This window comes from Streptomyces sp. NPDC042336, from assembly GCF_055581985.1.
In genome coordinates, this window is sequence record NZ_JBVJEA010000029.1 from 23392 (window position 1) to 49233 (window position 25842).

The 25842-nt window shown below is 69.9% G+C and carries 26 protein-coding genes and 2 pseudogenes; 13 read left to right on the plus strand and 15 right to left on the minus strand.

What is annotated here, in order from left to right; all coding sequences use genetic code 11:
• Positions 1-43: 43 nt before the first annotated feature.
• Entirely contained in the window at positions 44-490 is a 447-nt protein-coding gene (locus tag ACZ6IM_RS36485; RefSeq protein ID WP_469562781.1) for a VOC family protein, read from the plus strand.
• 335 nt (positions 491-825) lie between these two features.
• Positions 826-1080 (plus strand): aldehyde dehydrogenase family protein, encoded by a 255-nt coding sequence (locus ACZ6IM_RS36490; RefSeq protein WP_469562784.1) that lies wholly within the window; start codon positions 826-828, stop codon positions 1078-1080.
• 195 nt (positions 1081-1275) lie between these two features.
• Here the strand turns inward: ACZ6IM_RS36490 and ACZ6IM_RS36495 are convergent, their stop codons facing one another.
• The 4 genes and pseudogenes from ACZ6IM_RS36495 to ACZ6IM_RS36510 all read right to left on the minus strand — a co-directional run bounded on the left by ACZ6IM_RS36495 (position 1276) and on the right by ACZ6IM_RS36510 (position 3286).
• A complete protein-coding gene (locus ACZ6IM_RS36495) occupies positions 1276-2028 on the minus strand; it encodes a helix-turn-helix domain-containing protein (RefSeq protein WP_469562787.1) in 753 nt (250 codons plus the stop codon).
• A 416-nt stretch (positions 2029-2444) separates the two neighbouring features.
• Positions 2445-2724, minus strand: a pseudogene (locus tag ACZ6IM_RS36500) (lyase family protein); the annotation flags it as partial.
• Positions 2676-2915, minus strand: coding sequence for a hypothetical protein (locus tag ACZ6IM_RS36505; RefSeq protein WP_469562789.1), 240 nt, complete (start codon positions 2913-2915; stop codon positions 2676-2678). The gene ACZ6IM_RS36505 and the pseudogene ACZ6IM_RS36500, both read right to left, overlap by 49 nt.
• A gap of 146 nt (positions 2916-3061) precedes the next feature.
• Positions 3062-3286 (minus strand): DUF6207 family protein, encoded by a 225-nt coding sequence (locus tag ACZ6IM_RS36510; protein WP_469562846.1) that lies wholly within the window; start codon positions 3284-3286, stop codon positions 3062-3064.
• 353 nt (positions 3287-3639) lie between these two features.
• Between ACZ6IM_RS36510 and ACZ6IM_RS36515 the strand changes: the two genes are divergently transcribed.
• Positions 3640-5565, plus strand: coding sequence for an N-acetylmuramoyl-L-alanine amidase (locus ACZ6IM_RS36515; protein WP_469562792.1), 1926 nt, complete (start codon positions 3640-3642; stop codon positions 5563-5565).
• Between the two features lie 294 nt (positions 5566-5859).
• Here the strand turns inward: ACZ6IM_RS36515 and ACZ6IM_RS36520 are convergent, their stop codons facing one another.
• From ACZ6IM_RS36520 to ACZ6IM_RS36530, 3 genes and pseudogenes are all read right to left on the minus strand, one after another.
• Entirely contained in the window at positions 5860-6597 is a 738-nt protein-coding gene (locus ACZ6IM_RS36520) for an SDR family NAD(P)-dependent oxidoreductase (protein ID WP_469562795.1), read from the minus strand.
• Between the two features lie 426 nt (positions 6598-7023).
• Positions 7024-7167 carry a hypothetical protein gene (locus ACZ6IM_RS36525; RefSeq protein ID WP_469562797.1) on the minus strand — a complete coding sequence of 48 codons (144 nt, stop codon included), beginning with the start codon at positions 7165-7167 and terminating at the stop codon, positions 7024-7026.
• Positions 7168-7198: 31 nt separating this feature from the next.
• A pseudogene (locus tag ACZ6IM_RS36530) lies at positions 7199-7471 on the minus strand (SMP-30/gluconolactonase/LRE family protein); the annotation flags it as partial.
• Between the two features lie 85 nt (positions 7472-7556).
• Between ACZ6IM_RS36530 and ACZ6IM_RS36535 the strand changes: the two are divergent.
• From ACZ6IM_RS36535 to ACZ6IM_RS36545, 3 genes are all read left to right on the plus strand, one after another.
• Positions 7557-8186, plus strand: coding sequence for a cysteine hydrolase family protein (locus tag ACZ6IM_RS36535; protein ID WP_469562800.1), 630 nt, complete (start codon positions 7557-7559; stop codon positions 8184-8186).
• Between the two features lie 68 nt (positions 8187-8254).
• Complete coding sequence (locus ACZ6IM_RS36540; RefSeq protein ID WP_402678077.1) at positions 8255-8452, plus strand: hypothetical protein; 198 nt, start codon at positions 8255-8257, stop codon at positions 8450-8452.
• Between the two features lie 148 nt (positions 8453-8600).
• Complete coding sequence (locus tag ACZ6IM_RS36545; protein ID WP_399936763.1) at positions 8601-9515, plus strand: MBL fold metallo-hydrolase; 915 nt, start codon at positions 8601-8603, stop codon at positions 9513-9515.
• 199 nt (positions 9516-9714) lie between these two features.
• Here the strand turns inward: ACZ6IM_RS36545 and ACZ6IM_RS36550 are convergent, their stop codons facing one another.
• The 3 genes from ACZ6IM_RS36550 to ACZ6IM_RS36560 form a co-directional block, all read right to left on the minus strand.
• A complete protein-coding gene (locus ACZ6IM_RS36550) occupies positions 9715-9846 on the minus strand; it encodes a hypothetical protein (protein WP_402678076.1) in 132 nt (43 codons plus the stop codon).
• Positions 9847-10170: 324 nt separating this feature from the next.
• Positions 10171-12933 carry a helix-turn-helix transcriptional regulator gene (locus ACZ6IM_RS36555; protein ID WP_469562805.1) on the minus strand — a complete coding sequence of 921 codons (2763 nt, stop codon included), beginning with the start codon at positions 12931-12933 and terminating at the stop codon, positions 10171-10173.
• A 368-nt stretch (positions 12934-13301) separates the two neighbouring features.
• The gene (locus tag ACZ6IM_RS36560; RefSeq protein ID WP_469562808.1) at positions 13302-13709 is read right to left on the minus strand and encodes a sigma factor; all 408 of its coding nucleotides are present in this window, start codon (positions 13707-13709) and stop codon (positions 13302-13304) included.
• Positions 13710-14234: 525 nt separating this feature from the next.
• On the opposite strand from ACZ6IM_RS36560, the gene ACZ6IM_RS36565 reads away from it, so the two are divergent.
• Positions 14235-15146: an alpha/beta fold hydrolase gene (locus ACZ6IM_RS36565; protein ID WP_402678073.1), complete on the plus strand. Its 912-nt coding sequence runs from the start codon at positions 14235-14237 to the stop codon at positions 15144-15146.
• Positions 15147-15701: 555 nt separating this feature from the next.
• Here ACZ6IM_RS36565 and ACZ6IM_RS36570 read toward each other — a convergent pair.
• Positions 15702-15920 carry a hypothetical protein gene (locus ACZ6IM_RS36570; RefSeq protein ID WP_402678072.1) on the minus strand — a complete coding sequence of 73 codons (219 nt, stop codon included), beginning with the start codon at positions 15918-15920 and terminating at the stop codon, positions 15702-15704.
• A 640-nt stretch (positions 15921-16560) separates the two neighbouring features.
• Between ACZ6IM_RS36570 and ACZ6IM_RS36575 the strand changes: the two genes are divergently transcribed.
• Positions 16561-17280, plus strand: a complete 720-nt coding sequence (locus ACZ6IM_RS36575) for an alpha/beta fold hydrolase (protein WP_402678071.1) — start codon at positions 16561-16563, stop codon at positions 17278-17280.
• Between the two features lie 285 nt (positions 17281-17565).
• Here the strand turns inward: ACZ6IM_RS36575 and ACZ6IM_RS36580 are convergent, their stop codons facing one another.
• A complete protein-coding gene (locus ACZ6IM_RS36580) occupies positions 17566-19116 on the minus strand; it encodes a PTS ascorbate transporter subunit IIC (RefSeq protein WP_469562812.1) in 1551 nt (516 codons plus the stop codon).
• Between the two features lie 16 nt (positions 19117-19132).
• Positions 19133-19933: a PTS sugar transporter subunit IIA gene (locus tag ACZ6IM_RS36585; RefSeq protein WP_469562815.1), complete on the minus strand. Its 801-nt coding sequence runs from the start codon at positions 19931-19933 to the stop codon at positions 19133-19135.
• A gap of 421 nt (positions 19934-20354) precedes the next feature.
• On the opposite strand from ACZ6IM_RS36585, the gene ACZ6IM_RS36590 reads away from it, so the two are divergent.
• The 4 genes from ACZ6IM_RS36590 (at position 20355) to ACZ6IM_RS36605 (ending at position 22792) form a co-directional block, all read left to right on the plus strand.
• Positions 20355-20690, plus strand: a complete 336-nt coding sequence (locus ACZ6IM_RS36590; protein ID WP_402678068.1) for a hypothetical protein — start codon at positions 20355-20357, stop codon at positions 20688-20690.
• A 104-nt stretch (positions 20691-20794) separates the two neighbouring features.
• Complete coding sequence (locus tag ACZ6IM_RS36595) at positions 20795-21568, plus strand: SDR family oxidoreductase (RefSeq protein ID WP_402678067.1); 774 nt, start codon at positions 20795-20797, stop codon at positions 21566-21568.
• Between the two features lie 30 nt (positions 21569-21598).
• Positions 21599-21919, plus strand: coding sequence for a nuclear transport factor 2 family protein (locus tag ACZ6IM_RS36600; protein WP_402678066.1), 321 nt, complete (start codon positions 21599-21601; stop codon positions 21917-21919).
• 45 nt (positions 21920-21964) lie between these two features.
• On the plus strand, positions 21965-22792 hold the full coding sequence (locus ACZ6IM_RS36605) for a MerR family transcriptional regulator (protein WP_469562820.1): 828 nt from the start codon (positions 21965-21967) through the stop codon (positions 22790-22792).
• Between the two features lie 52 nt (positions 22793-22844).
• Here ACZ6IM_RS36605 and ACZ6IM_RS36610 read toward each other — a convergent pair whose 3' ends face one another.
• Complete coding sequence (locus tag ACZ6IM_RS36610; protein ID WP_469562823.1) at positions 22845-23396, minus strand: EF-hand domain-containing protein; 552 nt, start codon at positions 23394-23396, stop codon at positions 22845-22847.
• Between the two features lie 399 nt (positions 23397-23795).
• Entirely contained in the window at positions 23796-24362 is a 567-nt protein-coding gene (locus ACZ6IM_RS36615; protein WP_402678064.1) for a hypothetical protein, read from the minus strand.
• 245 nt (positions 24363-24607) lie between these two features.
• Between ACZ6IM_RS36615 and ACZ6IM_RS36620 the strand changes: the two genes are divergently transcribed.
• Entirely contained in the window at positions 24608-25669 is a 1062-nt protein-coding gene (locus tag ACZ6IM_RS36620; RefSeq protein WP_469562826.1) for a LacI family DNA-binding transcriptional regulator, read from the plus strand.
• Positions 25670-25842: the final 173 nt, after the last annotated feature.

Genomic DNA, 25842 nt, shown 5'->3' on the forward strand with positions numbered 1-25842 from the left:
CTCCTCTGCCCGGGGTCCGCCGCTCGACCACATCGGGCCCACCGTGCCGGACCCGGAACAGGCCCGCCGCTTCTTCGTGGAGGTGCTGGGATGCGAGTACATGTACCGGCTCGGCCCCTTCGGGCCGTCGCCCGAGTCGGCGGCGCGGCTCGTTGTTGAGGACACCGTCATGCACGAGTGGCGGTTGGTCCGCCTGCAAGCGCACGGCATCGACGCGATGGGAACGCCCACGGCCGGCACCAGCCCGGGCCAGGGCCGGCGGTGGGTGTACTTCAAGGCGCCCTGGGGCCTGTGGTGCGAACTGGCCTCGTCCCCCGGCGGGAAGACCTACGACCTGGACCCGCACGCCTTCGGCCGGCCGCCGTCACAAGCCCCCGGCGAGGTGCCGCGCCAGATCCGAAGCAACTGCCAAGCCGCGCACACTCGGAGCCCGGGCCATAGCGACGATGTCACTCAAGGATCCAATAGCGAGCTCACCCCCGCGTCGTGAACTGATCGATTCCTCCCATGATGACGGAGAGAGTCGCGCCATGATGGATCCAATCAAGACAGGCCGCCGTGCATCAAGGAGAGACTCATGCCGATCGCCACTGTCAATCCGGCCACCGGTGCGCTGGTCCGGTGCTTCCACTGGATTCGATGGGCCGGAGGAGGTGGAGGAGCGGCTGGCGCTAGTTCCCCGCGGCCGCCCGTCTCGGTCGCGAGCGGTCCGACGGTGTCCCGTGACTCGTCTGTCGCCAGATCGGCGGCGGTCCACGCGGCCCGCTCGGCGAGGGTGGTCCTCCTCATCTCCCGGGCCGCTTCGACGCTCAACTGGTCGAGCTGGTGGAGGACGCCGTCTCGCTCGGACCGCCACTGCGGTGCGGTGGCGCGGCGATCGAGGGACCGGGCTGGTTGTTCGAACCCACCGTGCTGGAGAACGTCACGCCCGAGATGCGACTGTACCGGGAGGAGGCGTTCGAGCTGTGGCGGTCGTCCTCCGGGTTGCTGATGTGGAGGAGGCCGTGTCGGTGGCCAATGGCACGGCGTTCGGCTGAGTTCCTCGGTGTGGACCACGGAAGCGGAAGAGGAGCAGTCTGAACAAAATTCCTGACCCGGACGCCCAGGAGGCGTCGTCGGCCTACTCGGCGATCCTGGAGACGGCGTCCGGGGAGACCAGCACCACGCGAACGCAGCGTGCACGGGCGGCCAGGCCGGTCACAGTGACGGCGAATTCGCGGCGGGCCGCTCCGGCGGTACCGCCCGGAACAGGGCGACGAGACCCGCCCGGTGCGTTCAGGTGCGCAGGGAGGGCAGGTGCGTGACGTCGGGTGCGGGGGCGGCTGCCGTGTGGGCCCGCTCGTCGCTCCGCCCGCCGACGACGAACCACACGGCTTCGACGGGCGCCTCGGACTCGTTGCTCAGGCGGTGCGGCGTCATGGAGTCGAACGTGACCGAGTCTCCCTCGGTCAGATCGTAGGTCTCGAAGCCGATCTGGACACGGATCCGGCCGGACAGGATCAAGGCGTACTCGCGTCCGCCGTGCCGCATCATGTCGTCGGGGGCGCACGATGCGCTACCGGGCTCGTAGCGTACATGCAGGAAGTCCACCAACGGGTCCGACGCCTGCGTCAGCCGCTCCCAGACCACTCCCGGGAACCGGATCCGCGCCCGGTCCTGGACGTGAAGCACCGGACTGTCCACTGCTCCGAACCGGCTCACCACGGCACTCGGAACGCCCGGGGCCGGCGAGTCCGGTTCGGCTGCCGGAGGGGTGGGCCGTGCCGCTCCCGGCGATCCGGGATCCGCCGACACGAGATGGTCCAGGGACAGGTCGAGGGCCTCCACCAGGGTGTACAGGGTGCCCACGCTCGCATTGGTCTTGTTGCGTTCGAGCTGGGAGAGGAAGCTCGGAGAGACACCGATCTGGCGCGCCAGCGCCCGCAGTGACATCCCGCGCGCTTCGCGTGCGGCCCGCACCGCGGGGCCGATGCGCTGTCCTGCCGATGTCGCCGACCGTACTCCGTCAGGGTCCGTTGTGCTGTTCACGCGATCTCCCTCACCGTGACGACCTCGTCGCGGGACGTTGCGCACCGATCACGCGCCGTCCGGTCCGACAGAAACGGCGCTCGCCGACAATGTTGAGTGTCACTGTACAGATGACTACGGCCGCTGAACACGCGTCCTCCGCCGGAAGGCCGGGTACGGCTCTGTCTCAGCCGGAAGTGGCGACGCCCTCAATTGCCGCCGCGCCCCGCCCATGCCCGTACATGTCTGGACGGCCACATGGGCTACCACCGGTGCGGACCGTCAGTCTTGGGGTGTCACAGCAGCGCTGCTCCGACGACGGCCGCCGCCACTCCGAGGATCAGTGCCACGGTGCCGCAGGTGATGTCGAGCCGGCGGGAACGGTCCTCGGACGCGAGGTTCGGGGGGTGAAGACGGCGGGATCGTCGGGGTCGGTAGATGATCGGCTCGAAGGCGTTGAGCTGCAGTTGCCCGCCCTCCGCGGCGAGGGTGACGGTCACGTCGTTGCCCACCGCTTCGAACGCGATCTGGTTGACCGCCTCCGGGATCACCGGATTCACCTTGCCCGGCATGATGGACGAGCCGGCCTGGCGGGCGGGCAGGTTGAACGCCGACGTCCTGTGTGGCCTCGATCAGGTCCGGCGAGGACACCAGGGTGGGGATGCCGGTCAGGTCACGCAGGTGCGCCACCGCGCGTTCCCGGTAGCCCGGGCGGGCCAGGGCGCTGACACGGCCGAGGCACGCTCGCCGGCGAGCTGCTCGCTCATCCGCTCAAAAACCGTCTCGGCCACGGCGAGTTCGTCCCGCTCGGCCCGTATCTCCGCCAACTGCGCGGCCAACTGTTCTTCGAGCTCGTCCAGTTCGGTGTGCCGTGCAGTGATCCGTGCCAGCAGCTCAGGATCCAGCATGCAACGGATCGTAGAGGCCGTGCGGCCGGCGCGAGCAGGAACCGGCGAACCGACCGTGCTGACGGGCGATCTACTCCGCGGACAGTCGCCCACGACGGGCATGAGCACCCCGTACACCGGTCACACCAGCCCTTTGAGCTGCGACTTCAAGTTGGCGGAGGCTCGGTCTGGCGCAGGTCAAGGTAGCAGCGCAGCCTCACCCCCGGTTGGCCCGCATCCCGCGTCGTACGTTCTACCGCCGAGGTCGCCCAGCGAGCGGCCGACACCGTGTGGAACGCGAACGCGAACGCGTCACCGGCCGCGGCGACATCGACCACAACCAAACCGGGCTCCGACACGTACACTTCGTTGACCGCATCCCTGCCCCGCATCACGCACTGCCACGGTGGGCGGGTTCTACCACGACCCCGTATTCACCCGAGCGGGTGCGTCCCGTGAACACAACGTTGTGACCAGGCGCGTAAACGTCTGCTATGTCCAAAGGGCATCGACCCCAAGGCGGCGTCACCCTGGCGGTGCTTCATCTGGGCTGGTCCGACTGGAAGTTCTGAACGCCACGCCTGCCCCGAGACGTCCGACTACGGCGGCGCACCAAAGCACAACGTTGTGATCCGACGTGTAGATCGTCTGCTAGGTTCAAAGGGCATCGACCCCAGGTCGGCGTGGATATCTGATCCGCCGACGGTCGATGAGACCCCCACCTCTGCCCAGAATTGGGAAGTTGATGACAAGAGAGACGACCTCCCGTCGGAAACATGCTCTCCGACGGCGCCCCGTGGTGCTCGGCGCGGCGGCCGTAGCCGTGGCCGGAGCCATCGCCATTCCAGTGGTGGCCCAGGCCACACAGGGCAATCCGGCCGACGACCCCGCCCTCCAGAAGGACTTCGCCGCCGCCGCGGCCGAGTACGACGTCCCCCAGCAGGTGCTGCTCGCGGTGGCCTACGAGCAGTCGGCCTGGGACACCCACAAGGGGCGGCACAGCGCCTCGGGCGGCTACGGCCCCATGCATCTGACCGATGTCACCCCCGAGATGATCGCCGGCGGCTCGGCGGGCATGGCCGGCCGCGCCGAGGCCGCGCACCTCGCCAAGGGTGCGGCGAAGCACACCCTCCAGCGGGCCGCGAAGCTCTCCGGACTGTCAGCCGACAAGGTGCGCACCGATCCCTCGTCCAACATCCGGGCGGGCGCCGCGCTCCTGGCCTCGTACCAGAAAGAGCTGAACGGCAAGACCTCCGAGAACCCGGACGACTGGTACGGCGCCGTCGCCCGGTACAGCCAGGCCACGGTGCGCCAGGGCGCCTCGGCGTTCGCGGACCGAGTCTTCGAGACCATGAAGAAGGGTGCCGCCCGCAAGACGGACGCGGGCGAGACCGTGCGGCTCAGCGCCGACAAGCAGGTCGACCCGGCCACCTCCCAGGTGACCTCACTCAAGCTGCCCAGCGCCCCGGCGTCCACGGACCCCGAGTGCCCGCCTACCCTGGACTGCACCTTCGTCCCGGCGGCCCCGGGCAACGGGCAGGCCTCGAACCGGCCGGCGAACGGGGTCCGGATCGACCAGATCGTGATCCACGACACCGAGTCGTCCTACGAGTCGGCGATCGCCACGTTCCAGGACCCGACCAGCTCCACGTCGGCGCACTACGTGGTGCGGTCCTCCGACGGCGCGGTGACCCAGATGGTGCCCACCAAGAACCTGGGCTTCCACGCGGGCAACTACTCCACCAACCTGCACTCGATCGGCATCGAGCACGAGGGCTACGCCGCGCGCGGCGCGACCTGGTACACCGAGTCGCAGTACCGCGCCACCGCGGAGCTGGTGAAGTACCTGGCCAAGCGGTTCGACATCCCGGTGGACCGGCAGCACATCGTCGGCCACGACAACGTCCTGGCCCCGGCCGACCGGTTCACCAACGACCAGCACTGGGACCCGGGACCCTCCTGGGACTGGGAGCGCTTCATGTCCCTGGTCGGGGCACCGCTGCGGGGACGGCACGGCGTCGGTCCGGTGGGTTCGGCCGTGACCATCGCGCCGGGCTTCACCGACAACGAGCAGACCATGGAGCTGTGCCCGCAGGACGACGGCAGCGGTGCCACCGAGGAGTGTTCGACGGTGAGCCGGCCGGCGAACTTCGTGCCCCTGCGCACCGAACCGCGCGCCGACGCACCGCTGTTCGGCGAACAGTCGATCCACCCCAACGAGCCCGGTACCGACCGGATCAGCGACTGGGGAGCCGCCGCCCAGGCCGGCCAGCAGTTCGTCGTCGCCGACAAGAAGCGTGACTGGACCGCGATCTGGTACAGCGGCAGCAAGGTGTGGTTCCACAACCCGCGCGGCAGCGTCACCATCCCCGCCCACGGCGTCACCGTCGTCCGGCCGGCCGGCACCGAGGCTTTGAAGGTCTTCGGGACCAGCTACCCGGACGCTAACGAGTACCCCGAGGGCCTCTCGCCCTCGACGCAGGCCCCGCTGAGCATGTACGGCGTGCCCGCCGGGCAGGCGTACGTGGCCACGGCGGCACCCGCGCTCACCGACGACTTCTTCCCCTCCAGCGGCAAGGTCGTCTTCGGCGCGAAGAAGATGTACACGATCCAGTACAGCCACAAGACCGCGCTGATACACGCGGACGAGGTCAACGCCAGGCGGCGGTAGTTCCCGCCCGGCCGTACGGATGCCGAGCGCTCGCGGCACCTGAACCGAGCACTCGCCACAGGCCCACCCGCGCCCCGCGCCCGCGTGGGGCGCGGGTGGGCTGTCCATTCCGGGCGGCGTGGTCGATCGGGTCACGGTCCGCTTCATCACGTGGGGCGCCATCATCGACGCGTGCGAAGAGCGGTTGCGCCGGGGTAGCTGGCAGCTGGCAGCTGGACAGTCGTTCAGGACCGTTGCGTCCACGCGACGGCCCGGCGACCGGGGGGTTGCAGTGGCTTCGTGGCAGCCGGTCGGTCAGCGCGCCTGGTCGGTCGGGCGCACGAGGATCTCGTTGACGGCGACGTGGTGAGGTTGGGTGACCGCGTACAGCACGGCGGCCGCGATGTCGTCGGCCCGAAGGGTCCGCATGGACTGGGCCAGCTTCTTGGCCATGGCCCTGCTGGCGGGGTTGGTGGAGTGGCTGATCAACTCGGTGGAGACGAAGCCAGGCTCGATCACGACGACGCGCACGCCCTGCTCCGTGACCTCCTGACGCAGCGCTTCCGAGAACGCGGTGATGCCGAACTTGGTCGCCGAGTAAGCGCCGGTCCCGGCCGACGATGTGCGTCCGGACGTGGAGGATATCTGCACGACAGTGCCCTTCGACTCCAGCAGGTGGGGCAGTGAGGCGTGGACTGTGTACATCGAGCCGAGCAGGTTGGTCTCGATCATGCGGGTCCACTGCGTCGTGTCCGCGTCCAGGACCAGGCCGTTCAGCATGAGCCCCGCGTTGTTCACCACGACGTCCAGGGCGCCGAAACGGTCCACGGTCGCCTCGACGGCGTCCCGTACGGACTGGGGGTCGGTGACGTCCATGTCGAGCGCCAGCATCTCGCCGGGCGCTTCCTCGACCAGGCCGGCGATGCGGCCGGCCCGGCGGCCGCCGACGGCAACCTTGGCTCCCGCCTCGGACAGGGCGAGCGCGGTCGCGCGGCCGATGCCGGAGGAGGCGCCTGTAACTAGGGCGACCTTGGTGTCGAGGGTGGTGCTCATATCTCCTCCGAAAGGGTGGGCCATGCGGCGACATGCCGCGTGTTTGTTGGTTGGCCGCCCGCCGTCTGACATCCCTGTCCCTGCACGGCGTAGGCATCCACGAGCCGTCCCCCGCTCTCCCGGACGTCCGTCCGGCATGCACGGCAGGTGATGACAGACGGGCCGGGAACACCGCCCCGCCAGTCCGAGGGGAACGCTTCACGCTCGCATTCACTGAGACCGGAGAATGTTCGGCCTTGTGACCGGTCGTGAGATTCTTTAGCCCCCTATTACCCGCGGAGGGGGAGCCCTCAAGGCGGCACAGGCCCGGCCTGTCGTCGACGACGACTGGTCCCGCCGCGGCGGTACGTTCGGGCAGGCCACGGCATCAGACGTGCTGCAGCGTTCTTCACGCGGCTGATCGGTGGCAGCCGCCGAGTGCGCGTGTCAGTGGTGGCGGTTGTGGGTGTGCAGGAAGGCAAGGCTGCCAGGGCTGCTGTGGTCGCTGCCGTGCGCGGTGAAGAAGGCGACGGCCGGCGGAGGAAGGCGGGTGTGGTCGTCGACGGCGCAGTGGGTGTAGCCGAAGCCCATGCGCTGCGGACGGCGGGATGACGGTGCCGTCGTTGTCGACGCGATAGAGGGTGCCGGCGTTCGGCGTGTTGTCGTAGGCCATGCTGCCCGCCCAGAAGCGGCCCCATGGTTCGGCGACCCCGTCGTTCATGAGCATGCTCCGCCCGGGGTGGTCCTCGGGTGTGACGAGCCACCGGGTGATGCCGTTGGGGTTGAGGAGGCAGACGGCCGTGCCGGCGGCCGCGATCCGCGTGCCAGGGCATCCGGCGACGGGCTCTACGGCGCCCAGGGGGACGGTATGACACCGTGCGGTACCTACGAACAGCTTCGGGCGTCCGGCGTGTCACACTCCGGGCGTCTGGTCGGTCATTCGGGCAAAAGCGTCACAACAACGTCGAAAGCGCATCGCCATGACCAGCACACCGTACGAAGCGGGCCGGATCGGGCTGCTCCTCATCGACACGACGAACGAGGTCTTCCACGAGAACGGGAAGGGATACCCGTTCTACCAGGCGGAGTTCGACCGGATCGGCACCTTCCGCAACCTCAAGCGACTGCTGGCAGGGGCGCGCGAACTGGGCCTCCCGGTGTTCTTCGCCCCCATGTCATACACAGAGGAGGACTACACCACCTGGAAGCGCCTGGCCGGCATCCACCAGGTGATGTTCGAGAACCGCATGTTCGAGGAGGGCAGCTGGGGCGCGGAGTTCCACCCGGACCTCTCTCCCGCCCGGGGCGAGGTCGTCATCGCTCCGCACAAGAACATCGACGTCCTGGCCACGACCGACCTCGACGTGCAGCTCCGTCAGCACGGGGTGGAATACATCGCCGTCGCCGGGATGATCGGCACCATGTGCGTCGAGTCCACGGCCCGTAGCTGCATGGAGCGCGGCTACCACGTGACCACGTTCACCGACGCCACCGCATCGGACGCGGGGCCCGAGGCCTACGACGCGATGATCAAACGCTATCCGGCCATCTCGCACGCCGTCTACGACGTCGATCAGTACCTGAAGGCCGTCCGCGCGGCCCTCACCTGAGCCACCGGGGGCCTGGGCGTCGGATCGGTTCCACGACGTACCACGACCTGGATGAGGTGCCACAAGGGATGTGTCCGGTCGTCTGTCCGACGATCGTCGGCTTCGACGACGACCCGGCCGGGGAAACGGCCCGCGAGCCCAACGGGCTCCATGGCCTGCCGGCCCAGGTCCACCACGGTTACCGCACCCGGCCGTCCTGGCGCCGCTTGAACGGTTCGGGGCACCGGCGGCATCCCGCCCATGACACCGACGTGAACATGATGTGAGTTCGTTGCGGTGAGTTTCACACGTTAGTGTGGGTTGCGTGATGGGCCGTCACAAGCTTTGATCGCGAACTGTCGTGGAGAGAGTAGGACGGAGTGACCTCGTCACTTCGTCGATGGCTTCGGTCGACGCTCTCCAAAGGACGACAACATGAACCAGATCAACGTCGCACACCCGGACGCACCGATGAGGGACGAAGCAGTTCCGTCGCGCTACGCGCTGAAGGTCGGGGACATCGATGTCACAGTGATCAGCGACGGGGTGCTGGCGATCAACCCCGCGACGCTGGCCACCAACGCCGCCAAAGCCGAGCTGTCGGCCTGGCTCAGTGACAACTTCCTGCCGCCCGAGGTGATCGACTACCCGCTGAACGTGTCGGTGGTGCGGAGTGGGGACCGGACCATCCTCATCGACTCCGGGCTGGGTACGGAGTTCCCGGGCTTCCCCCGGGCCGGGCAGTTGGCCATGAGGCTGGACGCCGCCGGGATCGATCCCGCGTCCGTGACCGACGTGGTGCTCACCCACTTGCACATGGACCACATCGGGGGACTGCTCGTCGAGGGCCTGAGGGGCCGACTGCGCAAGGATCTTCGCGTCCACCTGGCCGCCGCCGAAGCCGAGTTCTGGCAAGCGCCCGACTTCTCCCGCACCGCCATGCCGGCGCCGGTGCCCGAGACTCTTGTCACGACCGCCTCGCGGTTCCTGGACGTGTACCGCGGCCAGTTGCGGCCGTTCGAGAGCGAATTCGAGGTGGCGCCGGGCGTGCTGATCGAGCGTACTGGCGGTCACACTCCTGGCCACAGCATCGTCCGCCTGGAGTCGGGCGGACAGCGCCTGACGTTCGCCGGCGACGCCGTGTTCCAGTGCGGGTTCGACCAGCCCGGCTGGTACAACGGCTTCGAACACGACCCTGAGGAATCGGCTCGGGTCCGGATGCGTCTGCTGAGCGAGATGGCGGCGAGCGGTGAGCACCTGATGGCCAGCCACCTGCCCTTCCCGTCCGTCTGCCACGTGGCGACCGCCGGCAATGCCTTCCGTTTCGTGCCGACGGTCTGGGACTACTGAGCCTCGGCGTCGCCGCCGATTCCGTCAGCTAGGTCCTGGACGGGGGCGGATGCGGGCCGGATGCGGCAAGCGCCGCAGCCTGCCCGCACCGCCGCCTGGCGGCGCGTTCGACGCCATCGCCCGGTGTCTGGTGTCTGGTGTCTGGTGTCTGGTGTCTGGTAATCATGCCGTTCACCTCGCGGCTCTCTGCGAGATGTCCCTACGGCTCGATGAGCACCTTGCTGAGGAGCGGACGGTGCACCGATGCCGTCGGGTCGCCCCTGAGGATCTGAGTGACCAGGGGCGTCACCTTCCGGGTCGCGTAGATGAGATTGATGCGCTCCGTCGGCATCTCGCGATCGAAGGCCCGGGCCGGGGCCACCCACGCCCTGACACCACATCCCGTCCAGGTCGGTGGGAGCCGACGATCCGCCGCTCGGGCATGAATGACTCGACCTCGCGGAAGCTGAGAGGGGAAGCGTTGATACAGCCACGCAAGGGTGACGGCCCTCGACCGGGTACCGGTGACCTTTGCGCGACGGCGGCGTGCTCTCCGCGCCCGGCCTCTCCGGCGTGATCAACGCGAAGATCATCCCCAGGGGAGCGGCAGACTTCCCCACCAGACCGGTTCCTCCGGTCACGGCCCCATGCATGTGCCTCCGTGCGGGCCCCCCGTTCAGGCGGGTGCCGTCGTCGGCCGTTCGGCGAGGACCGTGCGCAGTTGCCGTCTGGAGCTGATCCCGAGTTTGGCGAACACCTTGCGCAGGTGCCACTCGACCGTGTGCGGGCTGAGGAACAGTTGCGCACCGATCTCCGGGTTGGTCAGCCCGTCCCGGGCGAGCCCAGCGATGTGCGCCTCCTGCGGGGTCAGGGCCGCCCCGGCCGCCGTGCCACGCCGCGCCACCGTCTCTCCGGTGGCCCGCAACTCGCCGGCGGCACGGGCCGCGTACCCGCTCGCGCCGAAGTCGGTGAACATGTCGTACGCCGTCCGCAGCTGTTCCCGGGCGTCGCCCCTTCGGTTCTCCCGCCGCAGCCACTCCCCGTACACGAGGTGCGCGCGGGCCAGTTCGACCCGTAGCCGGGTGCGGCCCAGCCGGTCGACGGCCTCCCGATAGGACTTCTCGGCGTTTCCCTCCTTCTCCAACAACGCACGCGAACGCGCCTGCACCCCCAGCGCCCAGTTCGTCCCGGCGGCCTCCGTCGTCCCGGTGAGCCGGTCCAGGGCGTCGTGCGCGGCGTCCTGCGCACCGCTGCGCGCGCCCGCCTCCACCAGCTCGACGAGGTACCAGCCGAAGAAGCCGAAGTCCTCGTACTCGCAGGCCCGCTGGGCACCGGCGAGCGCGGCGCCGTGCCGGGACAGGCCGTTGTACAGGACGGCGGTCACATGGTGAGCCAGCCCGAGGGCCCGTCCCTGGCCCTTGTCGGTTGCCGTCCGAACCGCCTCGTCGATCGCCTTCTTCGCTTGGTACTCGTCCTCGCGCCAGGCGACCAGCAACAGTGAGGTGTAGTCCGGCGGGGCGTTGCCGGTGGCCGTGCTCAGCGCGTCCGCCTCGTCGATCAGGGCGGACGCCTCGGCGAACTCACCGGCCTGCAGGTGCACGCCGGCCCGGTAGGTGAGCGCGACGGGGAGCGACACGAGCGCGCCGGCACCGCGGGCGAGCCGGACCGCGCTGTCCGCCAGGTTGTGCCACGCCTCGTCGTCCCACAGCTCCGGCGCGATGGGTTCGGGAGCCACGGGGCAGGCCAGCCACAGCCAGCGGGCGGTGTCCACGTGTCCGCCTCCGGCCTCCCGCTGGAAGGCCCGCAGAGCCCCCCTGAGCGGTTCCACGGCGGCGGCGTAACCGGCCGTGAACCGCGTCGAGACCCCCTCGAGGATGTGGTCCACGCGGCTGGGCGGGCCGGGCACGCGAGGAGCGGCCCGGGCGAAGTCCGCCGCCTCCCGTACGGTTGTCCCGCCGCCCAGTCGCCCGGCGTAGATGGCCGCCGCCAAGGCCTCGAGACATGTCTCGCGGGTCAGCGCCGCATCAAGCGGTGCCAGGCGGTCGGCTGCCTCCAGGAAGAGCGGGGCGGCCTCGCTGCCGCGGCTGCGGGCGAAGACGATCCGCGCGTGCAACCGCCGCACCCGGGCGGACTGGAGAGGGTCGAGGGGGCCGGCCTCCGCCGCTCTGGCCAGGTGATAGGCGGAGTCGACCGATGCCGCGTCGAATGCCGCCTCGGCGGCCGTCAGGGCACGCGCGCACCGCGTCGTGCGGTCCAAGGTCAGCTCCGTGGCGCGTTCGAAGAAGGCCGCCGCCGCGGCGAGCCCGCCCCTTGCGCGTGCCCGGTCGGCGCACCTCACCAGTTCGGCGGCCACGTCCTCGTCGGGGAGTACGGTGGCCAGGGCGCGGTGCCAGGCCCGGCGGTCCGCGTCCAGCACCGGGTCGGTGGCCTCGGCCAGGGCGCGGTGGGCCTCGGTGCGGTCGTACTCGTCCGCGTGGTCGTAGCAGGCCGAGCGCACGAGCGGATGGCGGAAGCGGACCCGACCGCCGATCTCGATCAGTCCGAGCGCCAGGGCCGGTGACGCCGCGTCCATGTCGATACCGAGCCGCTCCGCTCCTCGACGCAGCAGGGTGACGTCACCGAGCGGTTCGGCCGCCGCGAGGAGCAGCAGGCGCCGCGTGGCGGGCGGCAGGGACCCGATCCGGTCACGGAAGCTCTCTTCGATGCGGCTCGCCGAAGGCTGCGACGCCCGGCGGGGGAATCCGCCGCCCAGATCGGCCATGGTGATGCCGCGCGGCAGTTCCATCAGGGCGAGCGGATTGCCCCGTGCTTCGGCGAGGATCCGGCTGCGGACGTGCGCGTCGATCGGTCCGGGTATCACCGAGCGCAGCAGGTCCAGGGCTTCGTCCTCCGGCAGCCCTTCGAGCGTCAGCGCCGGCAGACCCTCGAGCATCCCCTCGGTGTCAGGCTGCCGCACGGCGAAGACGAGACCGACCGATTCCGCTTGCAGGCGCCGGGCGACGAACCCGAGCACCTGCACGGACGCGCGGTCGAGCCACTGTGCGTCGTCCACCAGGCAGATCAGCGGTCTCTCCCGGGCCGCCTCCGCGACCGTGTTCAGCGTCGCCAGACCAAGGAGGAACGCGTTCGGGGCGGGGCCGGCGGCGAGACCGAACGCCACGTCGAGTGCTTCGCGCTGGGGGGTGGAGAGGTGGTCGGCGTCGTCGAGCAGGGGGCCGCAGAGCTGGTGGAGTCCGGCGAACGGCAGCTCCATCTCGGCCTCGCTGCCCGCGGCACGAAGCGTGCGGCAGCCCTGCGCGTGGGCCGCCAAGTGGTCGAGGAGTGCGGTCTTGCCGATACCGGCCTCTCCCCGCACCACAAGGGCGGCGCTGCGGCCGGCCCCTACTTGCGCCGCCAGTTGTTCCACGGTCTGACGTTCACGGCTGCGACCGAGCACCACGCACCCCGCACTGGACCAGAAGGCAGTGACAGCGACGAGCCTACTCCTGCCGGTGTCGCACGTCCCGCGCTGCGGACGTCGGCACGAGCCCTCCCGAAGCCGTCACCAGCGCGTTTCCTGTCTCGCTTCGGGCGTGAGCTGCGCGCGGGCGTCCTTCCCCTACCGGGTGGTGAACCGCAGCGGGCGCCTGTTCGGCGGTGTCGGGGCCACCTCGCGCAGCAGGATCCACTCCAGAATCTCCAGGTCACCGCCTCGTGCGGCGCCGAGGAACGCCTGCACGAACCGGCGGTGCGTGGCGGCGTCGACGGCCCGCCGCCGTCGTGAGGTGTCCTGGCGCTACTGGTCGCGCGACAGCGGTGTCAGTTTCTTCAGCAACCGCGCTCCCGCCCACTCCAGCGCGTTCTGCCCCTCGACCACCACGTCCGGCTCGGTCTCGTCGTCGTCCGCCGGTTCCGGCAGGTAGGGGTGGCGCAGTATTCCCGGCGCCGGCGAGCGCAGTGGAGGACGTTGACGGCCACCCGGACGGTCATCGTCCGTAGCAGGGCCGCGCGGCTGTGCACGGCCCGAGGGTCGGCGCGCTGCAGGCGCAGCCACAGCTCCTGGAGCGCGTCCTCCGCCTCGCCGGCGTTGCCGAGGACCTGGTGGGCGATCTTGAGGAGAGCGGGCCGAGCACGCCGGAACACCGACGCGGCCTCGTCCAGGTCGTCCATGGCCGGGGATGCCGCCCGACCGTCCGGCACCGCGCGGTGTCCGGCCTCCATCCTGTTCGTGTTCACCGTCGTCCTCCGCTCGGTGGGGCAACGGCCCCAGTCGGCCGCTGCATCCGACCTCGCGCGCCGACCCTGTGACCGCGCCAGGGGAAGTCCGTGGCAACTGGGTGGTGGCCCCCCGGTGGGCCGTAGGGGATGCGTTGCCCCCGTCGGCGGACGCGCCGGTTTCACATGGGCGGGCAGGACGGCCGAGAGAGGGATCAGAACAGAAGCCCTCCGACGGCGGCCGGGTCCGACGGTGTCGGCGAGGTGCTTCGTCACCGTGCGGGCCGCACGCCCCTGCTCGTCGGGGCGCCCAGGCTCGATCTCCCTCCCCTGTTCCTGAGGCCGATCTCCTTGTCACACTTCTGACGGGTATGCGGTCTGTGATCCGTAACCTCCCTGATCCCGAGGAGCCCTCGGATCAATGTCATCGAGTGGCAGCCCGCCGACGACCGGCTGCGCGGTGAGGTTTCCGGCCCGTCCGCCCCCTGACGCGGAGCACAGAGGATCACCATGCAAGAACGCCAGACACTGACCCCCATCCGGCGCGTGCGAACGGACGTCCTGGACGTCGCCTACCACGAGGCGGGCCCCGAGAACGGTGACACCGTCCTGCTCCTGCACGGCTTCCCCTACGACGTCCACAGCTACGTGGACGTGGCCCCGCTGCTGGCCGACCACGGTTTCCACGTCGTGGTCCCCTACCTGCGGGGCCACGGACCCACGGCCTTCCGGTCGCCGTCGACTCCCCGTTCCGGTCAACAGGCAGCGCTCGGCGCCGACGTCCTCGCCCTCATGGACGCGTTGGGCGTCGAACGGGCCTATCTCGCGGGCTACGACTGGGGAGGCCGCGCCGCGTGCGTCACCGCGGCCCTGTGGCCCGAGCGCGTCCTCGGCCTGGTCTCGGTGAACGGCTATCTCATTCAGGACATCGGCGCCGCGACGCGGCCCCTCCCGCCAGAACGTGAGGCCGGCTTCTGGTACTTCTACTACTTCCTCACCGAACGGGGCCGTACCGGTCTGGCCGCCGACCCCCGGGAGGTCGCTCGGGTCATCTGGGAACGCAACTCCCCCGAGTGGGCCTTCCACGCGCGCGACCTGGATCGGACCGCGAGGGCCTTCGCCAACCCCGACTACACCGACGTCGTGGTCCACTCCTACCGGCACCGACTGGGCTTCGCGCCCGGCGCCGATGCGTACGCGAAGCTCGAAGCACGTCTCGCCGGCCTCCCACCGGTTCCCGTGCCGACGGTCACCCTCGACGGCTTGGCCGACGGCAACTTCCCGGCTACGGACGGCTCCGCGACGGCCCGGCACTTCACCGGGCCCCGACTGCACCGCAAGGTGGCCGGCGCCGGTCACAACCTCCCACAGGAACGTCCCGAGGCGTTCGCGGCGGCCGTGTGCGACGTGCGCGTACTGCGGCAGGAGAACACCGGGCCGGGCCGGACCGCCGGGTGACGTCAGCACCGGCATGCCCAGCGAGTGCTGCTCCCGGTGGTAGGAGCGCGACCACCGCTGCGGGGAACGGGGACGCGCCCCTGCCTTCCGCGACCAGCATGTGGTGCGGCCGGTCGGAACCAGGGCATGTGACACGACCGGCGCGGTGGCGTGCGCGGCAGCCGGAGGCGATGCCGGAGTCCAGGCGTCTGGTGGGGCGCGGGTTCCGTGGGCTGATCCGACGGCGCCGTTTCTGGTCTACCCCTTGGATTGGTTACCGTCCCTCTTGAGAGACACGGGGCGTTTGCAGTGCCGACCGGCGGATCGCCTCACTCGTGCTGTCGTGCGGGCGAAGCGGTCGCTCGGGGGGTGGGTGAGTCCGGCCTCCGCCCTTTCCTTCTCCCAGTGCACACCCTGCGTCCTCCTGCGGCGCCCTTGGAATGCCGTGGGCCGATGCGTGAGGCCCCCTGGCGGATCCGTGGCCCCGGGGCGGGCCGGCCGTGGCGGTTCCGTGGCCCCGGGGGCGGACCGGCCGGAGGGAGTGGGCTGCGGGCCCGGAACCGTCGCGGCCGTCGGTCAGTGCTCTTCGGGACGGACGATCCGCAGGGCCGGCCGGCCCCGCCCGCTCGACGTGGTGCCGGTGCCGTCCGGCCCGTACGTCGGAAGCGCCTTGAGATACACGTTCCAGGTGCCCTCGCCGTCCGTGCCGTACCGGTAGTCGCCTCCCGGGTCGTGGGCTCGGTAGGCCGCCAGCGCGGTGACACACTGTGCCCGGCTGAGGAAGGGACCGCCCACGTGCTGCCAACCCGGTCCCGGTGTGATGCTGCCGACCGAGGCTTCCGAGCGCGGTGCCCGGCCCCTCACAGTCACGCGGAGAGCCATCGCAGCTCGGTGTGCCGCGCGCGCCATCCCTGACGCACGGGAAACCAGGAGAGTCAAACGCACGGTGTCACCTGTCCTACTCGGAGTCACTGTACGGACCGATCAAGGGCCTCGTCTGTGACAAGGTCCCGCCGAGTCTCGAGGTGCCGGAGGGCGCGGCCGGCACAGCAACACCTTTGACGGCCCGAGACAGCGGCGTGTCCAGTGGTACGGACGCCATCCGTGCGGCGTTCTTCCCCACTGCGGACACCGCGGCGCTTGAGCCGCCACTCGTAGAGGAAGGGGTCGGCGGAGTCGCTCGGCCATCAGGCAGACCGGGCCGGACGTGGCCGGCCGGGCGCTCAACCTCCGGCTGCGACGGTGTATCCAACGCGCGAGGATCCAGGCTCCCAGTGGCGGCCGTGTGCCCGCGGACATCTCCGGTAGCGGGGTGCGTCACACATCACACCTCCGTGCGGTCTCATGGAGTGAAGAGGATATTCCGGAACATTTACCCGAGAGGTCGTGCCATGAGTGACACGGTCCTCGCGCGGACAATGGAAAGGTCAATCCGATGACATCAGGGAAGCCCACCGTCGTACTCGTCCACGGCGCCTTCGCGGACTCGTCCAGTTGGAACGGCGTGGTGGAATGGCTCCAGTCCCATGACTACAAGGTGGTGTCCGCAAGCAATCCGCTGCGCGGCCTGACCAGCGACGCCGCGTACGTGAGGGAACTCGTGGCCGGCATTGACGGCCCCGTGGTCCTGGCGGGCCACTCCTACGGCGGCTCGGTCATGAGCGTCGCCGCGAAGGGACTGGACAACGTCAGGGCGCTCGTCTTCGCCGCGGCCTTCCTGCCCGAAGTGGGCGAGAGCGCCGTCACACTGTCCGGCAAGTTCCCCGGCAGCACACTCGCGGACGTGCTCCGCCCGGTGCCTGTCACGCTGCTCGACGGAAGCCAGGCCGCGGACCTCTACATCGAGCAGAGCGCGTTCCATCAGCAGTTCGCCGCTGACGTCCCCGCGGAGACCACCGCGGTCATGGCAGCCATCCAGCGGCCCGTGACCGATGCCGCGCTGGGGGAGGGCGCCTCGGCCGCGGCGTGGAAGGACATTGCCTCGTGGGTTCTCGTGGCCACCGAGGACCGCAACATCCCGGCGCAGACCCAGATCTTCATGGCTGAACGCGCGAAGGCCACGGTCATGAGCCTCACCTCCTCGCACGCGGTCAGCGTCTCGCGTCCCGGCGATGTCGCGCGCCTCATCAACGAGGCGGCACAGGCCACCGCCTGAGTGTCCGACGCTCACACAGAGCACCGTCGGGCGGTCGGCCGGGAGAGCCCCCGGCCGCCCGACGGGCGAAACGATGAGTAATGGGGTTACTCAGCGGCTGGAGACCATCCGCTCGACGTGTCCGAGGCGCCGCTTGCGGTCCGAAGGGCGCCGGATACGTCACACCACATCGCATTGCTCGACGGCCAGCCGCTGACACGCGGCTGGCCGTCCCGCGTTCCCGGAGCCGGCAGAGCTGACTGTCCGCCGAGTACGACCGCCGCCCGCCGGAGCGACAACGACCGCTCAGGGAGCGGGCGGTGGGGTGGGAGCGCCGCGTGGTGGGGCGATCTTCGCGTACGTCGCCGTCCCCGCAGCCTGCGCGGGAACGACGGCGGCCGCTTCCGCGGGGGCGGCGGTGATGCCACCGCCCGGGATCCAGCCGCGGTCCACGACCTTCGTCTGCATGATCCAGGCACCGGCCAGGATGATCAGACCGAAGATCAGCATGCCGATCAGACCCACGGTTCCGTCGAGCTTGCCGATGCTGCCGAGCACGGCACCGAACCAGCCGAAGTCGGCGTCGCCGAAGGTCGTGTTGGCCTCTCCGAACGAGCCGAGCGCCTTGAGCAGGATCGCCGGCAGGAACGTGATCAGCAGACCGTTGAGGAAGGAGCCCACCGCGGCGCCGCGACGTCCGCCGGTGGCGTTGCCGTAGACACCGGCCGCGCCACCGGTGAAGAAGTGCGGCACGAGGCCGGGCAGCACCAGCGCCAGCCCGAATGCCGGGTTGAACACCCAGATGAGCGCCGCCAGACCCGTCAGGCCGCCCAGGAAGCTGAAGATGAACCCGATCAGTACGGCGTTCTGCGCGTACGGGAAGACGATCGGGGCGTCCAGGGCCGGCTTGGCACCGGGCACCACTCGGCTGGCGATGCCCTGGAAGGCGGGCACCAGTTCACCGAGGATGGTGCGGACACCGAACAGGATGACCGCGACGCCGATACCGAACTGCAGGCCCTGCATCACCGACTGCATGATGTAGTTGCCCACGTTGGCCGCAGGGTCACCGCCGCTTCCGGCGAACGCCTTGAACGCCGCGTCCTGGCCGACCTTGGACAGGAACAGCAGGGACATCACCAGGTAGATGAGGACCATCGACAGAGCGGTGGCGACCATGGAGTCACGCAGGAAGCGCAGCCCCTCGGGCAGCTTCATCTCCTCAGTGCTGCGGCTGTTCTTGCCCACGAGCTGCCCCGTGGCGCCTGACACGATGTAGCCGGCGGTGCCGAAGTGGCCGATGGCCAACGTGTCGTTGCCGGTGACCTTCTTCGTCCAGGGATGTGCGAAGGCCGGGAGGGCGACCAGCAGGATGCCCAGGAGCACGCCGCCGCCGAGCACCACCGCGACCGAGCCCTGTCCGGCGGTGGCCATGACGATGGTCAGCAGCGTCGCCATGAACAGCATGTGGTGGCCGGTGAGGAACACGTAGCGCAGCGGCGTGAACCGGGCCAGCGCCAGGCTGACCAGGAATCCGAGGATCATCAGCCAGGCGACCCGGGCACCGAACTCGCTCTGCGCGATGCCGACGATGGCCTCGTTGGTCGGAATCACCCCGTGGGTGCCGGTGGTGCCCTGGATCATCCGGCCCAGCGGATCCAGGGACGAGCTGACCAGCCCCGCGCCTGCCCCGACCAGCAGCAGGCCCAGGGTGGCCTTGATGGCACCGCCGACCGTCTGCCCGACGGACTTCTTCAGAGCGGCCAGCCCCACCGCGGTGATGATGCCGATCAGGTAGGCGGGCTGGCTGAGTATCTCGTTGACGAGAAACTTCGCTATGTCTATGACCCAGTCCATGACAGGTTCTCTCTCGTCACACGTCGTAGGTGTCGCGCAGGACGGCGTCGACCTCGGTGGTGCTGCTGAAATCGCGGACGACCTTCACGGGGATGCCGACGTCACCCAGCGTTCTGGCTATCTCCTGAGAGGTGAGGATGGCGACGGCTTCCGACGCCTTCCCCTTGGCGGAGATGGTGTCGGTGGCCTCCACCGACACCTGACGGGACCAGCCCCAGCGGTCGAGCACCTGCTCCAGGGTGTTCTTCAGGAACAGACTGGTTCCCACGCCGTTGCCGCAGACGGTGAGGATCTTGTGCTCCGAAGGGGCCGGAGGAGCCTCCTTGGCCGCGGCAGTCCGCGAGCCTGTCTGGCCGTCGGCGCCGCTGGGCTCACCCTCGAGCACCCGCAGCACTTCCTCGGGGCTCGTCGCCTGCTGAAGGGCGCGGACGTTGTCGCCGTCGGCGAGTATCTTCGCCAGAGCCGCAAGCGCCGCCGTGTGCGCCTGGGAGTCGACGGCGGCCAGCCCCACGACGAGTTGCACCGGATCATTGGTCTCGTGACCGAAGGCCACGGGGGAGGCCAGCCTCACCCAGGACATGCCGGTCTTCAGCACCGCCTCGAAGGGACGGGTGTGGGCCAGAGCGAACCCCGGGGCGATGACGATGTAGGGGCCGTTCTCCTCGACGTTCCGTACCATCGCCTCGGTGTACTCGGCCGTACTGATGCCCTCGTCGACCAGCACCTGCCCGGACGCGCGAACGGCGGACCTCCAGTCCTCCGCTTCTACATCGAGCCGGATGCCGTCGGCCGACAGAAGGTCGGTGAGTGCGCTCATGACAGTGGAACCTCCTTCGTGGGCGTAAGTCGGTCGGTCCCAGCTCATGACTGTTCCGCCGTTACACCCCTTCTTGACCATCCGTGACCTGATATGTGACGCCGCTAAGGTGTGAGGTGCGTCTCGCCGTCCGGAACAGGAAACGGTCGACGACCAGGAAGGGACGCGCCGTCGAGATGCCTGGTGATCTCGAACTTCGCACCTATGCCATCACCGGGAGCGACTCCGGTCAGTCGTCCCCGTCCGCCCGGGCGAAAGCTCCGTCCCCATCGGCCGCCTCGGCCCGGGCAAAGGCGGGCGAGGCGCCTGCGGAAGCGCCAAAAGCGTCCCCGTCGCCCGCCTCGACACGGAAACCGTTCGTTCTCGAACCGGCTCTGGCGCCCGTGACCGCGCTCTTCGGCGACAACCGGATGTCCGGGCGATGCTGGACGTCGACAGCGGTGCCATGGCGACGTACGGACACGACGCCTTCGACACCGCCGGCTTCGTGAAGGCGGACATCCTGGCGAGCCTGCTGCTTCAAGCGCAGGACCAGGGGCGGAGGTTGAGCACCGAGGAGCGCGCCCAGTCCGCTGCCATGAGCCAGAAGAGCGAAAACGAATCGACCAGCACCGTCTGGGGCATCACCCAGACCACAGCGGAAGATCAGATACGCCTGTTCCAGTCCGTGTTCAGCGACAAGCCGCCCCTGAGTGAGGCGTCGCGTGAGTCCGCTGCGGCGTTCTCCCGGAAACTCGGGGAGAAGTCCACTACCTGACGCCCCGACCAGAACCCGGGAGCGTGTCGACGCCTCGACGGGACCGGAGGCAGGCCGCTGCCGGGCTTGAGTCTCCCCCCGGGAGAGGGCCCACGCTGGCGGACATGAACAGCAATGATCTCGACGAACGCGTCGCCGTGGTGGCGGGCGGCAGCAAGGGAGCCGGGCTGGCGACGGCACGGCTGCTGCGGGAGGCGGGGGCGAGGGTCGTCTCCATCGCCCGCACGGCTCCGGAGACGGCGGACGTGGCCTTCGTGCCCGCCGACCTGAGCACACCCGAGGGCGTCAAGGCGTCGTCCGAGGCCGTGGCCGGGCTGGTCGGCGTGCCGGACATCCTGGTGCATGTCGTGGGCGGCTCCCGCTCTCCGGCCGGTGGATACGCGGCGCTCGACGACGAGCGGTGGGCGCAGGAACTGTCACTCAATCTTCTGCCCGCGGTCCGGCTCGACCGCGCGATCGTCCCCGGCATGGTGGCTCGTGGTTCGGGCGCGGTCGTGCACGTGACCTCCATCCAGCGCCGGATGCCGCTGCACGACTCGACCCTGGCCTACGCCGCGGCCAAGAGTGCGCTGACCACGTACAGCAAGGGGCTCGCCAACGAGGTGGCCCCGGCGGGTGTCCGGGTCAACTCGGTCGCTCCCGGCTTCATCCGCACCGACGGCGCCGAGGGGCTACTCGCCCGCCGGATGAGCGAGAACGGCATCACCCGCGAGGCGGCACTCGGCGAGCTGATGCGGGTACTGGGCGGCATCCCGCTGGGACGGCCCGCGGAGCCCGAAGAGGTCGCCGAGACGATCGCGTTCCTGGTCTCGGACCGTGCCGGCGGCATCACCGGGTCCGAGCTCGTGGTCGACGGCGGCACCATCCGCACCGTGTGAACCTTCACCCTCACGACATGGGAGACAGCCGTGCAGGACATCCGTGCCTTCGTCGAGGAGTACGTCGCCGCGGCGACGGGTCCCGACCACGGGCACTACATCGCTCTGTTCCACGACGACGCCGCCGTGCACGACGACGGGCGCAGCCTGAGAGGGCTCGCGCAAGTGCGAAGGTGGCGCGAGGAGACGCCGAACGTCGACTACGACCTGCTGGAGGTGGCCGGCACTCCTACCGCCTGCCGAGCCGTCGCGCAGATCTCCGGGGACTTCCCCGGCAGCCCGGTCACCCTCCGCTTCGCCTTCGAGCGCGACGCACGGGGGAAGATCACCGTGCTGACCATCACTCCCTGACCCCGCGCGGCCGGACGACGGGCCGCCCACGAGGAGGAGCGCACCATGGCGGACAGACTCACGATCGGGGAGTTCTCCCGCATCACGCACCTGAGCATCCGCATGCTCCGCCGGTACCACGAGCAGGACCTGCTCGTCCCCGCCGAGGTCGACCCGGACACCGGCTACCGCTACTACTCCCCCGCGCAGATCCGCCCGGCGCTGACCGTCAGGCGCTTCCGTGACCTGGACCTCCCGCTGGCGGACCTGCGGCGGTTCCTCGCCGCCGAGTCCGCGGACGGGCCGGACGACGGCACCGCGCAGCAGGTCGTCGCGGCGCACCTCCGCAGGCTCGAGGACCGGCTCGGCCGTACCCAGCGGGCCGTCGAAGCGCTCCGGGAACTCCTCGACCCGGAGGCGGAGCGGGCGGTGGCGCTGGAGGAACTCCCCGCTCGGCACGTCCTGGCGGTGTCCCTCGACGTGCCGGAGGGAGCAGGCCTCGACTGGTACGACGAAGCCATGCGGGACTTGGACGCGGCAGCCGGAGAGCGCTCCGTCCTCCCACCGGGCGGCCGGTACGAGCACACCCTGTTCACCGAAGGACATGGCCGCGCCACCGTCTACGTTCCCTTCGAAGCACCGCTGCCACCGGGGGCGCCGGGCACGGTGCGCGAGCTGCACCTGCCGAGGCGCACGGCCGCGGTCGCCACCCATCAGGGACGGCACGACGACCTCGACCTGACCTACGGCGCCGTGGGTTCCTTCGCGGCCCGCAACGACCTGCGCGCGCAGGACCTAGTCGAGGAGGTCTATCTCGTGGGCCCGCGCGACACCGACCGGCCCGAGCGGTGGCGCACCCTGGTGGCGTGGTTGATCGCTCCGGAGAACGGTTGACCCGCGGCGGTCGGTGCCGTCCGCCGCCTGCCCGGCCGACCGGGGCCGCGGGTCAGCGGAGGGAGTGGCCCGCGACGGGCCCGCACACGTAGTTGCCCGGATCGGCGGGGTCGTCACTGATCCAGAACTGGATCCACAGCGCGGCGAACTCGGACCGGCTGAGGTGACCGTCGGCATCCTGGTCGAGACGGTCGAACACGTCACCGGTCGCGATCCCCTGCCCGTGCCACACGTCGATCAGCCCCTGGTGCTCGTTTCTCGAGATGCGGCCGTCACCGTTCTCGTCCACCGCGTCGAAGACCGTGTCGGCGGTGGCGGCCACCGCGTCCCGCATGGTGGGCAGTCGGTCGACCATGGCGAGGAGGTCGTCCATGTCGATCCTGCCGTCGTTGTCCGTGTCGACGGCCTCCGAGTGATGGCGCCACCATCCCAGCAACACGTCCTCCACCCGCGCGGCCAGTTCGCCGTCCGACCGCACGCGGGACAGCCGGCTCCACCGGGTCGTCAGGGCCGCGAAGTCCGCCTCCTCCAGGCAGCCGTCGCCGTTCACGTCGAAGGCGTTGAACATGTCCCGCAGCTTGGTCCGCTGAAACTCACTGGCCATCACAAGCCTCTTCTCTCGCGGTGCTGAGAGGATGCTGTCCGCGCGGGCCGGTCCCCCAACAGCGTGTGAGAGCGCGAGGTGTCACAGCAGCGCCGCCGAGCGCCCTGTCCGTGCGCCGAGCGCGCAGCGCCGCCAGACTCAGCTCCTGATCCCCGGTGTTGATCCAGCCACCCTTGCCCACCAGCTCGGGGGCGCGGACCCGTGCACGCTTCACCATGGTCCGACCCCATCACATCGCCGGCACTCGGACCGGGAGCGTGTGACGCGTGCTCGTCCCGAACCAGGCTGAACGCCGCGTGTGACGGCTGCAGAGGCCCGCCGGACGGAGTCCGGGGTCGCTGCATCCGGCCCGGGCAGGGCCCTCTCTCGGGACACTCGCGGCCGCCGCTCCGGAAGTCCTCAGGGGGCGTGGACCCGGGCTGTGACGAACGCGGCGATCTCCGCCACGTAGGGGAATTCGGGCTCGAGCCGGAGGCGGCCGAAGGGGCCCGGATCCGCTGCGGGCTGGACCTCCAGCCTGTGGGTCCGCTTGAACTCCTTGCCGTACTGATCCCGCACCGACGTCACGGTGTGCCACGCGCCCGCGATCTCGTCCCAGGCCAGGGCCACGGGGACACCACCCTCCGAAAGCCATGCGAGCCCTTCCTCCCACACCACGACCCACGTGGCCGGGTGCTGGAGGCCGGGTCGGCAGGCCCACGCGAGCCACAGTGTCAGGAGGGTCATGACGTAGCCGAACGACAGGGCCATGACGCCCTGCAACGGCACTTCGGGCCACAAGGAGACCATCAGCCAGGTCGTCAGGCCACCGATGACGAGCGCGAAGCCGAGCGCAACGGTCAGCGCGAACCAGGACCCACCGCGTCGTCGTCCCCCGACGCTGTAGCGCGCATCCCCCCAGCCGGTTCCCGCGATCGCTTCCCGGAACGCTGCCAGCACCTGATCGGAGAACTCCACGCGCTCCATCTCGCTCCTTGGTCGAGCAGCCGACCCAACTGATCAGTGGGTCATGGGATTTGAGGTCTGTGCCGACGTCAGTATGCAGCTACCCAAACGTTTGCGCCAAACGTTTGGGTAGCTTCGGTCCGGCCTTCGGCAGCCGGCGCGCGCAGACTCCCTCCCCCTTGGCGGACCGTGCCTCACGGGCCTGCGCGACAATGGGTTCCACCGCAGGCACGGGTGGGCTATTGAACGAAGGGCGGGGTGCGGTCATGACGGGCGAAGGTCCAGTGACGCTCCAGGGCATCGCCGAGCGGCTCGGCTTGCACGTGTCGACCGTCTCGCGGGTGCTCAACGGGTCGCGCGACGACGGCACGCGCGCCGCGTCGGGCACCACGGCGCGACGCATCCGGGAACTCGCGGACGAACTGGGGTATCGGCCCAATCCGTTGGCGAAGGGCCTGCGCACCCGCCGGAGCAATCTCATCGGTGTCCTCGTGCCGAGACTGTCCGAGATCGCGATGGCCACGATCTACGAAGGAGCCGAGCAGGCCGCTTCGGCACACGGACTGTCGGCCTTCGTCACGAACACACACGACGATCCGGACCTCCAGCGAGAGCGGATCGCCATGGTGCTGGCCCGCCGCGTGGACGGCCTGGTCATCGGTGACGCGCACCTGGACGGCGCGGCCCTCGCCCTGCCGGCCCTGCGCGCCACGCCCTTCGTCCTCGTCAATCGCCGGACCGACGCCGTCCACACCTCCGTCACGTGCGACGACCGGCTGGGCGGTCGGCTCGTCGCGGAGCACTTGCTCAGCCTGGGCCACACCTCCGTCGGCGTCATCGCCGGAGAACCCTTCGCCAGCACCGGAACCGACCGGTCCCAGGGGTTCGTCGACTACTACCGGGACGCGGGAGTGCCCCTGCCGGCCCGGCGTGTCGTGCACTCGGCCTTCGACACGGCCGGCGGACGCCGTGCCGCGCTCCGTCTGCTGTCCGCGTCACACGACCGGCCGACGGCCCTTTTCGCCGTGAACGACTTCGCGGCCATTGGAGCCGCGGGTGCCGCCCGCGACCTCGGGCTTCGCCTCGGACGCGACCTCGCGCTGGCCGGCTACAACGACACGCCCCTGGCCGCCGAACTCCCCGTCCCGCTCACCAGCGTCCACTCCCCCATGGCCGAGCAGGGACACCGGGCGGTCGAACTGCTGATCCGGCGCATGGCGGGTCAGGAGGTCGGCTCCGAGAGGCTCACACCGCATCTGGTGGTACGGGAGTCCACGGGTGCGCACACGCCCACACCTCCCGCCCGGCGGCGGCAAGCACCCGAGTGATCAGCCGTCCGGCGGATCACCCACCCGACACCATGGCACCGCACGGGGACGAAACGGCACAACACTCGCTGAATACCGTTGTGCTCGCCCCACTGGGTGCACGGGCGGCCCACGCGCCCGAAGGGGGCGCCGGCCCGGGGCACGGGCGTTTTGCCCAGTGACTGAAGACCGCG

Coding starts and splice junctions, on each gene's coding strand:
- ACZ6IM_RS36620 (WP_469562826.1), top strand. CDS start 24,608: ATGACGGGCGAAGGTCCAGTGACGCTCCAGGGCATCGCCGAGCGGCTC.
- ACZ6IM_RS36545 (WP_399936763.1), top strand. CDS start 8,601: ATGAACCAGATCAACGTCGCACACCCGGACGCACCGATGAGGGACGAA.
- ACZ6IM_RS36525 (WP_469562797.1), bottom strand. CDS start 7,167: ATGGGCTTCGGCTACACCCACTGCGCCGTCGACGACCACACCCGCCTT.
- ACZ6IM_RS36615 (WP_402678064.1), bottom strand. CDS start 24,362: ATGGAGCGCGTGGAGTTCTCCGATCAGGTGCTGGCAGCGTTCCGGGAA.
- ACZ6IM_RS36540 (WP_402678077.1), top strand. CDS start 8,255: ATGTGTCCGGTCGTCTGTCCGACGATCGTCGGCTTCGACGACGACCCG.
- ACZ6IM_RS36610 (WP_469562823.1), bottom strand. CDS start 23,396: ATGGCCAGTGAGTTTCAGCGGACCAAGCTGCGGGACATGTTCAACGCC.
- ACZ6IM_RS36590 (WP_402678068.1), top strand. CDS start 20,355: ATGCTGGACGTCGACAGCGGTGCCATGGCGACGTACGGACACGACGCC.
- ACZ6IM_RS36520 (WP_469562795.1), bottom strand. CDS start 6,597: ATGAGCACCACCCTCGACACCAAGGTCGCCCTAGTTACAGGCGCCTCC.
- ACZ6IM_RS36575 (WP_402678071.1), top strand. CDS start 16,561: ATGACATCAGGGAAGCCCACCGTCGTACTCGTCCACGGCGCCTTCGCG.
- ACZ6IM_RS36550 (WP_402678076.1), bottom strand. CDS start 9,846: ATGCCGACGGAGCGCATCAATCTCATCTACGCGACCCGGAAGGTGACG.
- ACZ6IM_RS36595 (WP_402678067.1), top strand. CDS start 20,795: ATGAACAGCAATGATCTCGACGAACGCGTCGCCGTGGTGGCGGGCGGC.
- ACZ6IM_RS36605 (WP_469562820.1), top strand. CDS start 21,965: ATGGCGGACAGACTCACGATCGGGGAGTTCTCCCGCATCACGCACCTG.
- ACZ6IM_RS36580 (WP_469562812.1), bottom strand. CDS start 19,116: ATGGACTGGGTCATAGACATAGCGAAGTTTCTCGTCAACGAGATACTC.
- ACZ6IM_RS36510 (WP_469562846.1), bottom strand. CDS start 3,286: ATGCGGGGCAGGGATGCGGTCAACGAAGTGTACGTGTCGGAGCCCGGT.
- ACZ6IM_RS36585 (WP_469562815.1), bottom strand. CDS start 19,933: ATGAGCGCACTCACCGACCTTCTGTCGGCCGACGGCATCCGGCTCGAT.
- ACZ6IM_RS36515 (WP_469562792.1), top strand. CDS start 3,640: ATGACAAGAGAGACGACCTCCCGTCGGAAACATGCTCTCCGACGGCGC.
- ACZ6IM_RS36505 (WP_469562789.1), bottom strand. CDS start 2,915: ATGCTGGATCCTGAGCTGCTGGCACGGATCACTGCACGGCACACCGAA.
- ACZ6IM_RS36535 (WP_469562800.1), top strand. CDS start 7,557: ATGACCAGCACACCGTACGAAGCGGGCCGGATCGGGCTGCTCCTCATC.